The following is a 15,428-nucleotide window of genomic DNA, read 5'->3' as shown; positions in this document are numbered from 1 at the left end:
CATGAACCTGAAATTCCTCGAGACCTTCGTCTGGGTCGCGCGCCTGAAGAGCTTCCGCCTCACCGCGGAGAAGCTGTTCAGCACCCAGGCTTCCATTTCCAGCCGGATCGCCGTGCTGGAGGACGAACTCGGCGTGAAACTGTTCGTCCGCGACTCTCGCGGCGTGACCCTGACCCCGGAAGGCGACAAGGTACTGGCCTACGCCGAGCGCATGATGGACACCATGCACGCGCTGAAGCAGTCGCTCGACACCGGCGCCAGCACCCAGGGACGGATTCGCATCGGCGCCATGGACACGGTCATCCACACCTGGCTGAGCCCGTTGGTGGCCAGGGTCACGGAAACCTTCCCGGCGGTGGAGATCGAGCTGATGGCGGACACCGCGCGCAACCTCTCCGAGCAGTTGCAGAAGGGCTACCTGGACCTGATCTTCCAGACCGACTCGCTGCGCCACGAGTCGGTGCTCAACCTGGAACTGGGCAGCTACCCGCTGCGCTGGATCGTCTCCACCGGCTCGATCTACCACCGCGACTACGCCTCGCTGGCGGACCTGGCGCGGGAGCGGGTGGTGACCTTCTCCAAGCACTCGCGGCCGCACCAGGACGTGCTCGGCCTGCTGCACGCCAACGGCGTCGCGGCACCGCGCCTGAACTGCGTGAACTCGGTGGCGGCGATGACCCGCCTGCTGCGCGACGGCTTCGGCGTCGGCGCCTTGCCGCCGGCGCTGGTCAGCCAGGAACTGGAACGCGGCGAACTGACCCTGCTGCGCCTCGGCCCGCCGCCGCCGAACCTGCCGGTGGTGGTGTCCTGGCGCGGCGGCACCGGCCTGGAGCTGGTGGACGAAGTGGTGGAGCTGAGCAAGACGGTGCTGGCCGACTACGCGGCCAACGTCGGCCCGGAGTGCATGCTCCTGGCGCCGCTGAAGAAAGGAGTGGGGCGGCTGCGTTCGCGCTGATTCGGATTTTCCGATCGCCCCCGGCGGAAAAATCTCGTTGGACGCTGACCGCCGTCCGCTTCTACAAACCCGCCAACAACCACGTCCGCCAGCGCACGGAGCCGCCATGCCCGAACCGACCTTCCACGAACTCGCGCAACTGCCGCCGCCGGTCCTGCGCCAACTGATCCGCCGCGGCGACTACGCCGGCCATACCAGCGGCCTCGGCCAGCGCCACTTGCAGGCCAACCTGGTGATCCTGCAGAAATCCTGGGCCGACGAGTTCCTTCGCTTCTGTGCCCTGAACCCCCGGGCCTGCCCGCTGCTCGACGTCAGCGAACCCGGCTCGCCGCACTTCGCCCGGCTCGGCGCGGATATCGACGTGCGCAGCGACCTGCCGCGCTACAGGGTGCATCGGCGCGGCCAGGAGCCCGTCGAGGTGAACGACATCGGCGCGTTCTGGGAGGCGGATTTCGTCGCCTTCGCCATCGGCTGCTCGTTCTCCTTCGAACAGGCGTTGCTCGACGCCGGCATCGGCCTGCGCCACCTCGAGCTGGGCCGCAACGTGGCGATGTACCGCACTGCCATCGCCACCCGGCCGAGCGGTCGCCTGGCCGGCCCCACGGTGGTATCGATGCGGCCGTTGAAGGCCGCCGAGGCGATCCGGGCGATCCAGATCACCAGCCGTTTCCCGATGACCCATGGCGCACCGCTGCACCTGGGCGATCCGGCACTGATCGGCATCCGCGACCTGGCGCGACCCGACTACGGCGACCCGGTGCCGCTCGCGGCGGACGAGATCCCGCTGTTCTGGGCCTGCGGGGTCACGCCCCAGGCGGTACTCGCCGAAGCCCAGCCGGAGCTGTACATCAGCCACGCGCCGGGGCACATGCTGGTCAGCGACCGACTCTACGACGAACTCTGAGAGGCGTCGTCCTTCGCCGGACCGGGGATGATCGCCAGGTGGCGCAGGGCGTCCGGCTCCAGGCTGTAGCTCTTGCCGCTCGGCGCCTCGACGAGCCGGCCGAGGGCGTAGAGGGTGAAGTAGCGCACCGTTTCGGCGCAGCCGAGGATGTCTTCGAGGTAGCGCCGATGCGGATAGGCCTGCAAGGTTTCCGGGGCGACGTAGAGGAATACCGGCTTGCCGTCGATGCGGTCGCGGAACTTGAAGCGGAAGCCTTGCGGCCGGTTCGGCGAGCCGTAGCGCTTGGGCAGCAGGTCGGCGCCGCCGTAGAACACCTTGCCGGCGCTGCCCGGGGTGGCATAGCCGATGTGCTGGAAATAGGCGCGCAGCGCTATCCGGCCGAGGCCGCTGATGTGGATGTCCAACTGCTTGAATTCTTCCGCCGGTAGTTCGGCGCGGGCCTGGCGGAAGGTGTCGACGAGCTGTTCGAAATCGCGGGTGCGCCGCCGCCGTTGCGTTCTCTGCCGAGGCGCGGCGGGAGCGTCGGCGCGCACTGCGGCGGAGGCCGGCGGCTGTTCCTCGGCGTCCGGGTCCGCTGGTGGCGGCGCGGCTTCCTCGGCGATGGCCGGATCGAATTCCTCGACGTAGGCGTCCAGCTTGTCGCGGATGCGCCGCTGGCCGGCCTCCTCGGCGGATTCGCCCGGGCGCAGAGCGTCCTCGTCGTCCTCGACGAACCACTCGCAGTCCGGCAGGTGGGTGGAATGCGGGAACTTGCTGAAGTGCGCGGCCTTGCGGGTGTCCTGCGGCAGCTTGTCGTAGTTGCTCGCCGATACCTTGATCCCCTGTGCCCGGCACGCTTCGCTGGAGCAGAGGAAGTCGAAGCGTTTGCGCGGCTCGGCCTGGGAGAAGTATTCGCGGCGGGCACTGGCGATGGAGATCACTCGCTCCAGTTGCACGCAGTAGGCCAGTGCTATCCGTTTGAACGCCATGTTCCCAGTCCTTCCGCCGGTTCGAGCGGGCCATTATGGCGCCTGGCGATGGGTAGGCAAGCCGGCGGCCTCCCGCGCCTGCCGAAGCCGGGCGCACGGCCTCGCTCGAATTCAAGCGCAAGAACCGGAGTTCTTGCGCTTGAACGGCGAATTAGTCTGCGGGCATCATCCGCTCCCACAGGGGAAACGCCATGAGCCAGCAGCCCGATCCTTGCAACGCCTACCACACCGACGAACAGCGCTGGGCCGCCGTGCTGGCGCGCGACGCGGCGGCGGACGGGGCGTTCGTCTATGCGGTGAAGACCACCGGGGTCTATTGCCGTCCGAGTTCCTCGGCGCGTCGGCCCAGGCGCGAGAACGTCGAGTTCTTCGCCACTGCCGAGGCCGCCGAGGCCGCCGGCTATCGGCCCAGCCGGCGCGCCGCCGGCGACCGCAGCCTGGCGGCGGAGCAGCGCGCCGAGCGGGTGGCGCAGGCCTGCCGGATGATCGAGACGGCGGAGACGCCGCTGGCACTGGAGGCGCTGGCCGCCCGACTGGGCATGAGTCCGTTCCACTTCCATCGTCTGTTCAAGGCCGAAACCGGCCTGACGCCCAAGGCCTACGCCTCGGCCTATCGTGCCCGGCGCCTGCGCGAGCGCCTGGGCCAGGCATCCGCCTCGGTGACCGAGGCGATCTACGAGTCCGGTTTCAACTCCAACAGCCGTTTCTACGAGTCCTCGTCGCAACGCCTCGGCATGCGCCCGCGCGATTACCGCGATGGCGGCGCCGGCGCGGCGATCCGCTTCGCCATCGGCCAGTGCTCGCTGGGCGCGATCCTGGTGGCGCAGAGCCAGCGCGGCATCTGCGCGATCCTCCTCGGCGAGGAGCCGGAGCCGTTGCTGCGCGAGTTGCAGGACCAGTTCCCGCGCGCCCAGCTGCTCGGCGGCGACGCCGACTTCGAACGGCTGGTGGCGCAGGTGGTGGGCTTCGTCGAGTCGCCTCAACTGGGACTGGACCTGCCGCTGGACGTACGCGGTACGGCGTTCCAGGAACGGGTCTGGCAGGCGCTGCGGGAAATACCGCCGGGCAGCACGGCGAGCTATGCGCAGGTCGCCGAACGGATCGGCGCGCCGCGAGCGGTGCGCGCGGTGGCGCAGGCCTGCGCGGCGAACCGGATCGCAGTGGCGATTCCCTGCCACCGGGTGGTACGTCGCGACGGCGACATTTCCGGCTACCGCTGGGGCGTGGAGCGCAAGCGCGAACTGCTGCGCAGGGAAGAGCGGGATTGAGCCCAAGGCCAGGCGATACGCGGCCCGGAATGCAAAAAGCCCACTCGATGGTGGGCTCTATGCAATGGGGCGCTGGTCCTTCAGCTGGTTCCAGTATCCATGTCAGCGGTGAAAATTTCGTGAAATGAAACGACAACCCTGACCGTTCGTCCTTTCCTCCGTCGTTTCATTCGTCGCTGCACGCACGCGCTTGCTTCAGGTAGTGCAACACCTGGCGCTCGCCGTGGGAGTCCAGGTACACCAGGGTGGCGCGCACCACCTGGCAGGTATCGCTGGGCGCCTCGTCGAGGCTCAGCACCCTGGCCACGTCCAGCGGCATGCCGTAGACGTAGTCGGCAGTCGCCGCACCGGCGATGGCCGGCACCAGCAGTAGTGCAACGCAGCAGAGGTAGAGCTTGGCTCGGTTCATGGACGGTATCTCTCCATCCCCCCGCGAAGCGACGGCACAAGGGCGCCGCCGACGCCATGGGTGGAACCCGCTTCGTCGGTCGCGACGGGTTCGCCACCTCCGTCCAGCAGTATAGAACGGCGGCCTCAGCCGCCGTCGAGGGAAAGGATGTAGCCCAGTTGCGGTGCCGAGCGCCCGGCCAGCAGGTCCTGGTAGACCTCCAGCACCTCGCTGCCGCCGACACCGCGGCGGACCTGGATCCAGCCGCCGACGAAGGCCGAGAACTCGCCCCAGACTTCCGCCAGGCGCGCCTGGAACGCCGCGCCGCCCCAATCCTTGAGGCGTTTTTCCGCCTGCGCCGGGGCGAAGAACAGCTTCGGCGTCGGACCCGGCAGCGCCTTCGGCAGGCCACCGCGCTGGTCCCAGTGGGCGGCGCCGACCAGGCAACTGTAGCGCAGGCGGTCGCCCAGGCGCTGGTGCAACTGGCCGAGCAGGGCGCCGTTGCCGGCGAAATCCACGCTCAACGCGTCTCCGCTGGTGTCCAGTGCGTCCAGGCGGTCGTAGGCCAGGACCTCGTCATAGCAGCCCAGGCCTTCGACGAAGGCGCGGTTGCCCGCGGAGGTCAGGCCGACGATGCGGTAGTCCTGGCCGCGTTGCGCACGATTGCGCTGGAGGAGGAAGGCCAGGCCGATGGCGGTCTTGCTCGAGGCACTGCTCAGCAGCAGGTCGGTGGCGCCGAAGAAGGCATGCTCGGCGAGGAAGTCGTCGAGCAGGAACGAGGTGGTGAACAGCGGCCGCAGGAGCATCTGCAGGGCCTCGTCGGAGGCCCGGTAGAGCGGGTCGCTGCTGCAGCGCAGGTACTGGTTGTAGACCGACGGGAGGTTCCGGCGGTGCTCGCTGGCGTCGACGAAGCCGCTGCCGCGGACCTGCGCCGGCGCGACCAGCAGGTGGCTGGCCATCGGATAGTAGCCATAGAAGCGCTCGCCCGGTTCGACCCCCGGGCAGCGCGAGGCAAGCACCTCGGCGAAGCCCCAGACCGGGACGATGCCCAGCCCCTCGCCGGCCGGGAAGAACTCCCAGTAGCGCAGGGCATCGCCGAGGGCGGCATAGGTGACGTTGTTGGCGGTCAGGGCGAACTCGCCGACCGCCAGCAGCGCCTGGCCTTCCGCCAGCGCCTCCGGGGCGGGCAGGTTGCGCGTACGCAGGGCGGCGGTGGCGAGCTGGCGACGCTCGACCACGACTTCGGTGATGCGGGTCATGGCAGGTTCCTCCGCCTCAGGCCTTGCTCGCGGCCAGATAGGGCGCCAGGCGCCGGCCCATTTCCTCGCCGAGGGCCTGGAGGCCGCTCATGGGACGGACCATCACTTCGAAGTCGACGATCCGGCCGTCGTCGTCGAAGCGAATCATGTCGATGCCTTTCAGTTCGCGTTCGCCGACCCGCGCGCTGAACTCCAGCACCACGCTGCGGCCGTCGGCGCTGGCCAACTGGCGGTGATAGGCGAAATCCTCGAAGACCGTGAGCACGGTATTCAGGATCATCGAGACCACCGGCGCGCCGGCATACGGCTTGTGCGCCATCGGCGAGCGGAACACGGCGTCGGGATGCAGCAGGCGCGGCAACCCGGAGAGGTCGCGGCGGGCGATCAGCCCGTGCCATTCGGCGAGGGTGGCGGCGGCGTTGGCTTCGAGCGGCAGGCTGGTCATACGGTGGCTCCTCTGGCGGGTGCTGGACTGTATCCCCGGGGTGGCCGGGGACCGGCAGCGGGGCGCAGCCTCACCATAGGTCGCGGGAAAGGCCTCGCTCAATGATCGAAAGTGACGGAAGACTGATCCTGGCGCGCAACCTGCGACTCAGCCCTGTTCGATCTGCACGATCTGCTCGCGCAGCCATTGCAGGCCGGGCGTCGCTTCCTGCTGGCGATGCCAGATCAGGTTGACCTGCACCGGGGCCATCTCGAAGGGGACGTCCGCCAGTTGCAGACCATGGCTGCCGGCGAAACGCTCGGCCAGGCGGCGCGGCACGGTGCCGAGCAGCTCGGTGCTGGCGACGATGGCCGGGATGGTCAGGTAGTGCGGCACCAGCAATTGCACCCGGCGCTGCACCCTGGCCGAGCCGAGGACGATCTCCAGCGGACTGCCGCGACCCACCCGCGGCAGGATCGAGACGTGCTGCGCGGCCTCGTAGGCGGCGCGGTCGAGGCCGCCGCGGAAGGCCGGATGGCCCTGGCGGCCGATCACCACCAGGCGTTCCTCGCCGACCGGCCGGTAGGCCAGCTCGGGCTCGTCGAAGTACAGGTAGTCGATCGCCAGGTCCAGTTCGCCGCTGGCCAGTTGCGCCGGGATCGAGGCGCCTTCGTCGGGCCGCACCTCCAGCGTCACCTGCGGGGCCAGGGTCTTCAAGCGGGTCACCAGGCCCGGCAGCAGGCGCAACTGGGCATAGTCGTTCATCGTCAGGCGAAAGGTCCGCGCAGTGTGCGGATCGAAGGTTTCCTGGGAGCCAAGGCCGGCCTGCAGCAGATGCAGGGCCTGGCGCACCGGCACGTACAGGGCGAGGGCGGCGGCGGTGGGTTCCAGGCCCTTGGCGGTGCGCCGGAACAGCGGCTGGTCGAGCTGTTCGCGCAGGCGGGCGAGGGCGTTGCTCACCGCCGGCTGGCTGCGATGCAGGCGGATCGCCGCGCGCGACAGGTTGCGTTCGCGCATCAGGGCATCGAAGACCAGCAGCAGGTTGAGGTCGAGCTGCTGCAAGTTCAGCTTCATGAATAATCCTCATTCTATTTATCCATTACCCTGATAAGACTGGCATCGCTACACTCGAATGCAAGCCCTTCCGCCCCGGCGGATCGGCCCGGTTCGCGGCCCAGCCAATAACAATCACACGCGAGATGCCGACCATGTCCTTCGATCCCCAACCCTTTCGCCAGCAGTACCGCGCGGCCATCCGGCCCGGCTACAACCCCTGGCTGCACGCCGGTTTCGTCCTCGCCTACGGCGGCGCCTGGATCGTCTTCTTCCTCTCCCGGCTCGAGCAGCCGAGCCTGCTGGAATGGCTGACGGTGCCGGCCGCGCTGGTGTTCTTCAACTGGGGCGAGTACCGCATCCACAAGTCCCTCGGCCACCACAAGCACCCGCTGGGACGGATGTTCTACAAGCGCCATACCGGCGACCACCACAGCTTCTTCGTCGCCGGCCAGATGCGCTACGAACAGGCCCGCGACTGGCGGGTGATCCTGTTCCCGGCCTGGCTGGTGGTGGTCTTCAGCCTCGGCGCGCTGCTCGCCTGGAGCCTGCTCGGCCTGCTGAACGACAACCTCGCCGCGCTGTTCGCCGCGACCCTGCTGCTGGGCTACCTCAGCTACGAGATCTTCCACGCCTGCGAACACCTGCCGCCGGAGCATCCGCTCAGCCGCCTGCCGTGGATCCGCCACATGCGCCGCCTGCACGAACTGCATCATCGTCGCGAGCTGATGCAGACACACAACTTCAACCTGGTCTTCCCGCTGATGGACTGGTGCTACGGCACCCTCCACTGGGAAGCGGAAACCGCCGAGGAGCGCGCCATGACCCGCATGCAGCACCGAATCGAGATCGCCCGCGGGCCCGAGGCGACCCTCGCCTACGCCGCCAGCCCGGCACTCTGGCCGGAATGGCATCCCTCGTCGTTGCGGGTCGACGGCGCCTCGGGCCCGCTGCCGGCCGGCGCGCGCTTCGAGGAGGACATCCACGCCGGCGGCCGCGCCGGGCACTTGTCCTGGACGGTGGTCGAGTACCAGCCGGGACACCTGTGGCGCGCCAACGCCCGTGGCGACCGGGGGCTGCACCTGCGCCTGAGCTACGAATGCCAGCCGAGCGCGGCCGGCACCCGCTTCGTGCGCACCCTGGAATACCGCTTCGATGGCTGGTCGATGCGCCTGGCCAACCTGTTCCTGCTGCGCCGTCGCATCGAACGCGAGTCGGAGGAGTCCATGCAGCGCCTGCGCCGGGTCGCCGAGGCGCGGATAGCGGTGGCGGAAAGCGTATGATCGAGGGCCGCGGGGGCGGATCGCAGAAGGACACCGATGAACAAGTTTGCCGAAATGACCACCTTCGTCAGCGTGGTCGACGCCCGTAGCTTCTCCGAAGCCGCCCGCCGCCTGGGCACCACCAAGTCGCAAGTCAGCCAGCGTATCCAGCAACTGGAGAGGCGCCTGGGCCGGGTGCTGCTGAACCGCACCCGGCCGCTGAGCCTCACCGACCCCGGTCGCACCTACTACGAACACGCCTGCCGCCTGCTACAGGAGCTGGAGCAGGCGGAAGCCTCGGTGCTCGACGCCGACGACGACCTGCGCGGCCAGTTGCGCCTCTCCGCGCCGCTGGCCTTCACTCCGCGCTACCTGGCGCCGCTGCTGGCGCGCTTCGCCGAGCGCCATCCGCAATTGCGGGTGGACGTGCAGGCCGACGATCGTTTCGTCAACCTCCAGGAACCGCGCTTCGACATGGCCCTGCGCATGGGCCGGCTGGACGACTCCTGCCTGGTGGCGCGGCCGATCACCGCCAACCGCCACCTGCTCTGCGCCAGTCCCGACTACCTGGCGCGGCATGGCGTGCCGCAGCATCCCGAGGAATTACAGGCGCACGACGGGCTGGTCTACTACAACCGCGAGCCCGGCGGCATGCTCTGTCTGCCGGTGGACGGCGAACCGGCCTCGTTCCGCATCCGGGTGAGGATGCGCACCGACTCCGGGCACCAGTTGCTCGAAGGTGCGCGCGCCGGGCTCGGCCTGGCGATCCTGCCGAGCTTCCTGGCCGCCGATGCCTTGCTGGCCGGCGAGCTGCTGCCGGTCCTGCCTGGCTACTCGCCGGACGGCGGGCAGGTTTCCGTGGTCTACCGCAAGACCCAACGGACGCCCCGGAAGATCCTCGTCCTCGGCCAGTTCCTCGAAGAGGAAATCGGCGATCCGGCGCCCTGGGACCGCGCGCTCATCGAGCGTGGCCTGTTGCCGCCGGGCTGAGTTCGGAAAAACCGAACCAGCGGTTCGCCTTCCGCTGTCTGTCGCCGAGGGCGCGCCGGGCATAGCGTTGCTCCCGTCAATCGATCTGGATACGGGAGAACCCCATGCACCAACCCGAAAACCCGGCGCGCCGCACCTTGCTGGCGCAGACCGTCGCCGGCTCCGCCGCGCTCGCCCTGGGCTCGCTGCTCGGCGGCGCGCCCGGCGTGGCCAGCGCCACGGCGGAAACGCCCCGCAAGGCCTTCGATGGCGGCAGGATCGATGTGCTGATCGTCGGCGGCGGCTCCGCCGGCGCGGTCCTCGCCCGGCGCCTGAGCGAGCGCGGCGACCGCCGGGTACTGTTGCTGGAAGCCGGCCAGGCCTATCCGGCCTGGGACTACCCCAGGATCATCGCCAGCAGCGACAGCGTCGGCGGCGACCCCGCCAGCGACTGGGGCTACCAGTCCCAACCGGGGGCGATCGGGCACCCGATCCATGCGATCCGCGGCAAGGTCCTCGGCGGCAGCTCGGCGATCAATGGCGCGGTGGCGATCCGCGCGCGGCGCGAAGACTTCACCCGCTGGAACCTGCCGGGCTGGTCCTACGACGACCTGCTGCCGGCGTTCCGCCGCCTGGAGACCCGCCAGGGCGGTGACCCGGCCCTGCACGGCGGGGACGGACCGCTGCCGGTGCGGCAACTGAGCCGCGCCGATCTCTCGCCGATGCAGAGGGCCTTCGTCGACGCCACCCTGGCCAACGGTTTCAAGGCCATCGCCGATTTCGACGGCGCCGACGCCAACGGCGTCGGGCCGTACCCGATGAATGTCGTCAACGGTGTGCGCGTCAACACCGGCATGGCCTATCTCGACAACGCCGTGCGCGGCCGCGCCAACCTGTCGATCCGCGGCGACGCGCTGGTCGACCGGGTGCTCTTCGAAGGTAAGCGCGCGGTGGGCGTGCGCCTGGCCTCCGGCGAGGAAATCCACGCCGGCGAAGTGATCCTCAGCGCCGGCGCCTACGGCAGCCCGGCGATCCTGCTGCGCTCCGGTGTCGGCCCGGCCGACGAGCTGAAGGCGCTGTCGATCCCGTTGCTTGCCGACTTGCCGGTGGGCCGCCGGCTCAAGGACCATCCGTTCTACTACAACGCCTATGCCGCCCGGCCGGAGCGCATCGGCGCGCAGTCGCCGGTGATCGGCGCCAAGCTCTGGACCCATAGCTCGCGGGCGCAGAACGGCGAGCTGGACCTGCACATCACCGCCACCCACCTGTTCCCCGCCGAGATGAGCCCAACCGGGGTCGGCTTCGTCCTCGCCGTGGCCCTGACCCGGCCGCAATCGCTGGGCAGTGTGCGCCTGGCCAGCCGCGACCCGGCCGTCGCGCCGCTGATCGACCTGAACTTCCTCGCCGAGGCCGAAGACCGCGCGCGGTTGCTGGAAGGGGTCAAGCTGGCGCGCCGGATAGGCCGCAGCGAACCGCTCGCCGGGCTGATCCACGCCGAACTCGGGCCGGGGCCCGAGGCACGCAGCGATGCGCAGATCGAAGCGGCGATCCGCGCCACCCTCGATACCTACCACCACCCGACCTCCAGCGCGCCAATGGGCCGCGCCGGCGAGCGCTGGGCGGTGGTCGACCTGGAGGGCAGGGTGCATGGCCTGCAAGGATTGCGGGTGATCGACGCCTCGATCTTCCCCGATGCCATTTCGGTGGCCACCAACATCACCACCATCGCCGTTGCCGAGCACCTCGCGCAGCGCATCGCCTGACCGACCCAGGAGAACTTGCAGATGAACGGACACGCCAGACACTGGATCGATGGCGCATGGCTCGATTCCGCGCAGCGGGGACAATCTTTCGACCCGGCCAGCGGCCAGCCGATCGGCACCTACGCCGACGGCGGGCGGGCCGAGGCCGATGCGGCGATCGCCGCCGCTGTGCGCGCCTTCGAAGATGGTCCCTGGAAGGACGACCACGCGCTGCGCGCGACAGCCCTGGAGGAAATCGCCGCGGCCTTCGAGCGGCATGCCGATGCGCTCATCGACCTGCTTGCCCTGGAGAACGGCAAGATCAAGCCCGAGGCTGCCTACGAGGTCGGCATGGTGCCGGGCAAGCTGCGCTACTACGCCGGCCTGGCGCGCAGCGAACGGGGCGCCAGCGGCACGCCGCGCCCCGACGTGGTGTCGCTGGTGCTGCGCGAGCCGATGGGCGTCGCCGGCATCATCGTGCCGTGGAATTCACCGGTGGTGCTGATGATCCGCTCCCTGGCGCCGGCGCTGGCCGCCGGTACCACCACGGTGGTGAAGATGCCGGGGCAGACCGCGCAGACCAACGCCCTGGTCGCGCGGATCATCGCCGAAGCGCCGTCGCTGCCTGCCGGGGCGGTGAACATCTTCAGCGAATCGGGTTCCGAAGGCGCCCGGCGATTGATCGACGCGGCCGAGGTGCCGGTGATCAGCTTCACCGGCTCGAGCGCCACCGGCCGAGCGATTTCCGCCGCCGGCGCGCGGCACCTGAAGCGCTTCGGCCTGGAACTGGGTGGCAAGACACCGCACCTGGTGTTCGACGACGCCGATCTGGACGCCGCCTTGCCCGTGCTGGAGAAGTCGCTGACGGTGTTCGCCGGGCAGTTCTGCATGACCGGTTCGCGCCTGCTGGTGCAGCGCGGCGTCGCCGAACGGCTACGCGAACGCCTGGCGCAGCGCCTGGAAAACCTGCGCGTGGGGCCGGCGGCGGACCCGCGCAGCGACATGGGGCCGCTGATCGACAAGGCCAACGTCGAGCGCGTCGAGCGAGCCGTACGCCAGGCCATCGCCGCCGGCGCGCGGGTGGTGGTCCGCGGCGGCCCGGTAACCGAGGGCGAGCTGGCGGCCGGCGCCTTCTACCGTCCGACCCTGCTGGAGGTCGATGATCCGGACCTGGACATCGTGCAACAGGAAACCTTCGGACCGGTGCTGACCCTGCAGGTATTCGACCGCGAGGAGGAGGGCGTCGCCCTGGCCAACCGCAGCGAGTACGGGCTGGCGGCCGGGGTCTGGACCCGCGAGGTCGCGCGTGCCTTCCGGGTGGCGCGGAAGATTCGCGCCGGCACCGTGTGGATCAACGACTGGGCCAAGGTCTACGACGAATTCGAGGAGGGCGGCTACCGCCAGTCCGGCCTCGGCCGGCTGAACGGGGTCGCCGCCCTGGACGACTTCGTCGAGTACAAGCACATCAGCCTGACCACCGGCGCGGCCTGAGCCTGGGCGAGCGGTGCGGCCGACGGCGCCGCCCGCTACTCCCAGGAGCGGGAATACACGTGTTCGCGGAACAGCTCGGGCAATCCGGAAACCTGCTTGAAACGCAGCACCTCGTCATTGTCCATGCCCAGTTCGCGGGCCACGTCGGCCTCGCTCCAGCCGGCCTTGAGCAGGGTCACCACGATCGCCGTCATCGGCAATACGCCGTGCACGCCGCGTGCTCGGTTGTGGCGGATGGTGGCGGCGATGCGCTCGCTGTCGCCTTCACGCCCGGCGCGTATCGCGGCGATCGGCAGGTAGCCGTGCAAACGCTGGCGCAGCGCGCCCTTGGCGCTGCCCACGCGCAGGCGGTGAAAGCCGTCGACCACCTCGTAGCGCCCGTCGGCCTGCGGATAGGCGACGATGGGCTGGGTGAACCCGTCGGACTCGATGGACAGCCTCAGCAGTCGCATCTCCGGCGGCGCGACGGTATTGGGGTTGTAGTCGTTGCCGGCGACGCGCTCGGCACGCACCCACTGCACGCAATCGACCGGCTCTTCGGCGAACGGACTGTGCGCGTGGAGCAGCCGGCGGATCCGGTTGATGGTTTCAATCCGCTCGGCAAGCGGCAACCCGTGCAGTTCGCCGAACAGCGCCTCGGCCCGCTCCGTCAGTGTCTTTGTCTGTGCCATGGGCTTTCCTCATGAGCGTCACCCAGCTACCCCGGGTGGAATGCACGGCGAAGCCGTGCGGTTCGAGAAGGCGCGCGCAGGCCTGGGGCGCGCGGGTGGTACAGGCCAGCCCGAGTTGGTCGACATGCCCGAGGACCCGCTCGCGCAGGGTGCGGAACAGCCCGCGACCGCGCGCTTCCGCACGCAGGTAGGCATCGCGCAGGCGAACCACGTCGGGATGTTGCTCCAGGCTGACGAACCCCAGTATCCGCGTGTCCCCCTGGCGGCGGAGCACGAACCAGCGGTGGTAGGGACCGTCGCTCAGCGGGTAGCCGCCGCATTCGCGGCGCACCCGGGCGCTGGCGAAGAAGCGGCCCATGCTGGCGAAGAAGGCGGCCTCGTCGTCGAACGAGCGCCACTGCAGGATCTCGCAGTCTTGCGGGCGGATCACGAGCGCTTCTCCCGACCGGGGACCAGTCTGTCGATATCGGCCTGGGAGAAGCCGAAGGACAGCGAGCGGGCCATGTCCTGCTTCAGCAGGGATAGCGCGATACGCCGCCAGGACGGCTGCTTGCGACGATTCTCCAGGGCCGGGATCCCCGCGTCCGGCCAGATGGCAAGGGGATAGTCGTGCTGCTTCCACCAGAGGATGAAACGCTCGATGCGCCGCTGGTAGATGCCGCGCAGAGGCGGCGGCATGCTGCGCAGGAGGAACTGGCTGTACTCGCGCCAGGTGCCGAAGGAGGGCGGCAGGCCAAGGCCGCCACGGTAGCCGAGGAAGCGCTGGCGACAATAGCGCGCCCCATAGTTGGCGCCGGCGACGCGCCGGACTACCTTGAACCAGGTGCGTGGCTCGATCCGGTGGAACAGGTCGAGGCCCTTGCGCTGGTCGTCGCCATAGGGCTGGCAGATGCGCATCTGCGAGAACGGCACGCCGGCGCGGTACATCTGGTCGTAGAGGCGGTTATAGGCGTAGCCATGGTCGGCGACGCAACGCCAGAGATCCTCGAAACGCCAGTCGTAGATCGGGAAGAAGCTCACCGCCTGCGGGTTGGCCCGGTCGCGCGCGCTCCAGGCCAGCGGCGCGGAGCCGCCCGGCGGCGTCCAGGCGCATTGTTTCGCCCGGCTCCTGCGCTTGACCGCCAGGTAGCGATTGAGCGATTCGTCCGAACGGATGCCGACCAGGAACGCGGTAGGCTCTTCCCTGGACAGCCAGGCGTTGAAGCCGGCGACGAACTCCTCGAACTCCATGCGGTAGCGGTAGAAGGGGAAGAACCCCGGGTCGCTGATCACCCCCGGGTGCTTCGGCAGCGGGCGCACCCAGTCGGCCTCGGCGCCGGGCTCCCAGCAGCACCAGTAGGGTTCCTCCAGGCTGGAGGCGTTGCGCAGGTTGAGTGGCAGGCAGACCCACCAGGGGCGTACGTCGGGACGCCCGAGCATCTCGCTGACGTGATCGATGGTGGCCTGGTACTGCCCCTCCAGGTCGATGAACAGTACGTCCACCGGGCTGCGTCCCAACTCGCGTGCCACGTCCAGCGCCAATTGCAGGGTGACCGAGCTGTCCTTGCCACCGGAGAAGGCGACACAGACGCGCTCGAAGTTCCGGAATACCAGTCGGAGGCGGGATAGGGTTGCGGCATGCACATCGGCATCCTGGTAATGCTTGCCTGCCATGGGTGCGAACCTCTTCTTTTAATAACTATTGAGGGAGACCGTTGCGACGACGGTCCATGTGCAATGTTTGTTTCGGAGTTTCTCCAGGCTATTTTTTCGAGAGTCGCGGCAGCCGGCACGTTCGGCGACGTTGGACTCCGCATCAGTGGATAACGGAAATATGTCCAGGCACTTGGCAGAGCGACGACCAACAGGCCCGACAACTGTCGTGCAGGAACTTTTTCAATGCTAGGCGAAGCCGTGGTTCGAGTTGTTGACTTGTCGCAAGACGGATTCTCCGAACAGCATCGGCGCAGCGCCCACTTGCAACGAGAGTGCGCACGCCGCCGTTGGCACTCGTCTGCGCACCGGACTTCTGAGCGGCGGCGGAAAAAGCTTGCTGCGCAAGGAGAAGCGCCTGCGGGTGAACATGGAAATTGCC

Annotated in this window: 15 protein-coding genes; 7 read left to right on the top strand and 8 right to left on the bottom strand. The window is 68.9% G+C overall.

The window, feature by feature from the left end; genetic code table 11:
* The first annotated feature begins 1 nt into the window (after position 1).
* Both M6E97_RS12320 and M6E97_RS12315 read left to right on the top strand, forming a co-directional pair.
* Positions 2-955: a LysR family transcriptional regulator gene (locus M6E97_RS12320; RefSeq protein WP_003088829.1), complete on the top strand. Its 954-nt coding sequence runs from the start codon at positions 2-4 to the stop codon at positions 953-955.
* Positions 956-1,061: 106 nt separating this feature from the next.
* On the top strand, positions 1,062-1,859 hold the full coding sequence (locus M6E97_RS12315) for a putative hydro-lyase (protein WP_003132222.1): 798 nt from the start codon (positions 1,062-1,064) through the stop codon (positions 1,857-1,859).
* Here the strand turns inward: M6E97_RS12315 and M6E97_RS12310 are convergent.
* Positions 1,844-2,827 (bottom strand): hypothetical protein, encoded by a 984-nt coding sequence (locus M6E97_RS12310; protein ID WP_003132220.1) that lies wholly within the window; start codon positions 2,825-2,827, stop codon positions 1,844-1,846. The genes M6E97_RS12315 and M6E97_RS12310 overlap by 16 nt on opposite strands.
* 191 nt (positions 2,828-3,018) lie before the next feature.
* Here M6E97_RS12310 and ada point away from each other — a divergent pair, with 191 nt between their 5' ends.
* Positions 3,019-4,095, top strand: coding sequence for a bifunctional DNA-binding transcriptional regulator/O6-methylguanine-DNA methyltransferase Ada (gene ada, locus M6E97_RS12305; protein WP_003132212.1), 1,077 nt, complete (start codon positions 3,019-3,021; stop codon positions 4,093-4,095).
* A gap of 166 nt (positions 4,096-4,261) precedes the next feature.
* On the opposite strand, the gene M6E97_RS12300 is transcribed toward ada, so the two are convergent.
* The 4 genes from M6E97_RS12300 to M6E97_RS12285 all read right to left on the bottom strand — a co-directional run bounded on the left by M6E97_RS12300 (position 4,262) and on the right by M6E97_RS12285 (position 7,240).
* Positions 4,262-4,504: a DUF2790 domain-containing protein gene (locus M6E97_RS12300; RefSeq protein WP_034005580.1), complete on the bottom strand. Its 243-nt coding sequence runs from the start codon at positions 4,502-4,504 to the stop codon at positions 4,262-4,264.
* Between the two features lie 125 nt (positions 4,505-4,629).
* Positions 4,630-5,742 carry a DUF2855 family protein gene (locus M6E97_RS12295; RefSeq protein WP_023099625.1) on the bottom strand — a complete coding sequence of 371 codons (1,113 nt, stop codon included), beginning with the start codon at positions 5,740-5,742 and terminating at the stop codon, positions 4,630-4,632.
* Between the two features lie 16 nt (positions 5,743-5,758).
* Complete coding sequence (locus M6E97_RS12290; protein WP_003088837.1) at positions 5,759-6,187, bottom strand: nuclear transport factor 2 family protein; 429 nt, start codon at positions 6,185-6,187, stop codon at positions 5,759-5,761.
* Positions 6,188-6,334: 147 nt separating this feature from the next.
* Positions 6,335-7,240 carry a LysR family transcriptional regulator gene (locus tag M6E97_RS12285; protein WP_003122789.1) on the bottom strand — a complete coding sequence of 302 codons (906 nt, stop codon included), beginning with the start codon at positions 7,238-7,240 and terminating at the stop codon, positions 6,335-6,337.
* A gap of 125 nt (positions 7,241-7,365) precedes the next feature.
* On the opposite strand from M6E97_RS12285, the gene M6E97_RS12280 reads away from it, so the two are divergent.
* The 4 genes from M6E97_RS12280 (at position 7,366) to M6E97_RS12265 (ending at position 12,683) form a co-directional block, all read left to right on the top strand.
* Positions 7,366-8,502: an SRPBCC family protein gene (locus M6E97_RS12280; protein ID WP_079385790.1), complete on the top strand. Its 1,137-nt coding sequence runs from the start codon at positions 7,366-7,368 to the stop codon at positions 8,500-8,502.
* Between the two features lie 36 nt (positions 8,503-8,538).
* Positions 8,539-9,471, top strand: coding sequence for a LysR family transcriptional regulator (locus M6E97_RS12275; RefSeq protein ID WP_003088848.1), 933 nt, complete (start codon positions 8,539-8,541; stop codon positions 9,469-9,471).
* A 104-nt stretch (positions 9,472-9,575) separates the two neighbouring features.
* Positions 9,576-11,213, top strand: coding sequence for a GMC family oxidoreductase (locus M6E97_RS12270; protein ID WP_033955833.1), 1,638 nt, complete (start codon positions 9,576-9,578; stop codon positions 11,211-11,213).
* A 21-nt stretch (positions 11,214-11,234) separates the two neighbouring features.
* Positions 11,235-12,683, top strand: coding sequence for an aldehyde dehydrogenase family protein (locus tag M6E97_RS12265; protein ID WP_034005583.1), 1,449 nt, complete (start codon positions 11,235-11,237; stop codon positions 12,681-12,683).
* A 35-nt stretch (positions 12,684-12,718) separates the two neighbouring features.
* Here M6E97_RS12265 and M6E97_RS12260 read toward each other — a convergent pair whose 3' ends face one another.
* Genes M6E97_RS12260 through M6E97_RS12250 form a run of 3 tightly spaced genes read right to left on the bottom strand, consistent with a single transcriptional unit; the run spans position 12,719 to position 15,007 of the window.
* Complete coding sequence (locus tag M6E97_RS12260) at positions 12,719-13,354, bottom strand: IbrB-like domain-containing protein (protein ID WP_003132199.1); 636 nt, start codon at positions 13,352-13,354, stop codon at positions 12,719-12,721.
* The gene (locus tag M6E97_RS12255; RefSeq protein ID WP_003088854.1) at positions 13,272-13,784 is read right to left on the bottom strand and encodes a GNAT family N-acetyltransferase; all 513 of its coding nucleotides are present in this window, start codon (positions 13,782-13,784) and stop codon (positions 13,272-13,274) included. Before M6E97_RS12255 ends, M6E97_RS12260 begins: the two co-directional genes overlap by 83 nt.
* On the bottom strand, positions 13,781-15,007 hold the full coding sequence (locus tag M6E97_RS12250) for a phosphoadenosine phosphosulfate reductase (protein ID WP_034005585.1): 1,227 nt from the start codon (positions 15,005-15,007) through the stop codon (positions 13,781-13,783). Before M6E97_RS12250 ends, M6E97_RS12255 begins: the two co-directional genes overlap by 4 nt.
* Between the last annotated feature and the right edge of the window lie 421 nt (positions 15,008-15,428).

Source organism: Pseudomonas sp. B111, assembly GCF_026428275.1.
Lineage (GTDB): Bacteria > Pseudomonadota > Gammaproteobacteria > Pseudomonadales > Pseudomonadaceae > Pseudomonas > Pseudomonas aeruginosa.
This window is presented reverse-complemented; position numbering and strand designations above follow the sequence as displayed.

Bases quoted from the DNA above. Each gene is read 5' to 3' on its own strand.
- M6E97_RS12320 (WP_003088829.1), top strand. From the start codon at position 2: ATGAACCTGAAATTCCTCGAGACCTTCGTCTGGGTCGCGCGCCTGAAG.
- M6E97_RS12315 (WP_003132222.1), top strand. From the start codon at position 1,062: ATGCCCGAACCGACCTTCCACGAACTCGCGCAACTGCCGCCGCCGGTC.
- M6E97_RS12310 (WP_003132220.1), bottom strand. From the start codon at position 2,827: ATGGCGTTCAAACGGATAGCACTGGCCTACTGCGTGCAACTGGAGCGA.
- ada (WP_003132212.1), top strand. From the start codon at position 3,019: ATGAGCCAGCAGCCCGATCCTTGCAACGCCTACCACACCGACGAACAG.
- M6E97_RS12300 (WP_034005580.1), bottom strand. From the start codon at position 4,504: ATGAACCGAGCCAAGCTCTACCTCTGCTGCGTTGCACTACTGCTGGTG.
- M6E97_RS12295 (WP_023099625.1), bottom strand. From the start codon at position 5,742: ATGACCCGCATCACCGAAGTCGTGGTCGAGCGTCGCCAGCTCGCCACC.
- M6E97_RS12290 (WP_003088837.1), bottom strand. From the start codon at position 6,187: ATGACCAGCCTGCCGCTCGAAGCCAACGCCGCCGCCACCCTCGCCGAA.
- M6E97_RS12285 (WP_003122789.1), bottom strand. From the start codon at position 7,240: ATGAAGCTGAACTTGCAGCAGCTCGACCTCAACCTGCTGCTGGTCTTC.
- M6E97_RS12280 (WP_079385790.1), top strand. From the start codon at position 7,366: ATGCCGACCATGTCCTTCGATCCCCAACCCTTTCGCCAGCAGTACCGC.
- M6E97_RS12275 (WP_003088848.1), top strand. From the start codon at position 8,539: ATGAACAAGTTTGCCGAAATGACCACCTTCGTCAGCGTGGTCGACGCC.
- M6E97_RS12270 (WP_033955833.1), top strand. From the start codon at position 9,576: ATGCACCAACCCGAAAACCCGGCGCGCCGCACCTTGCTGGCGCAGACC.
- M6E97_RS12265 (WP_034005583.1), top strand. From the start codon at position 11,235: ATGAACGGACACGCCAGACACTGGATCGATGGCGCATGGCTCGATTCC.
- M6E97_RS12260 (WP_003132199.1), bottom strand. From the start codon at position 13,354: ATGGCACAGACAAAGACACTGACGGAGCGGGCCGAGGCGCTGTTCGGC.
- M6E97_RS12250 (WP_034005585.1), bottom strand. From the start codon at position 15,007: ATGGCAGGCAAGCATTACCAGGATGCCGATGTGCATGCCGCAACCCTA.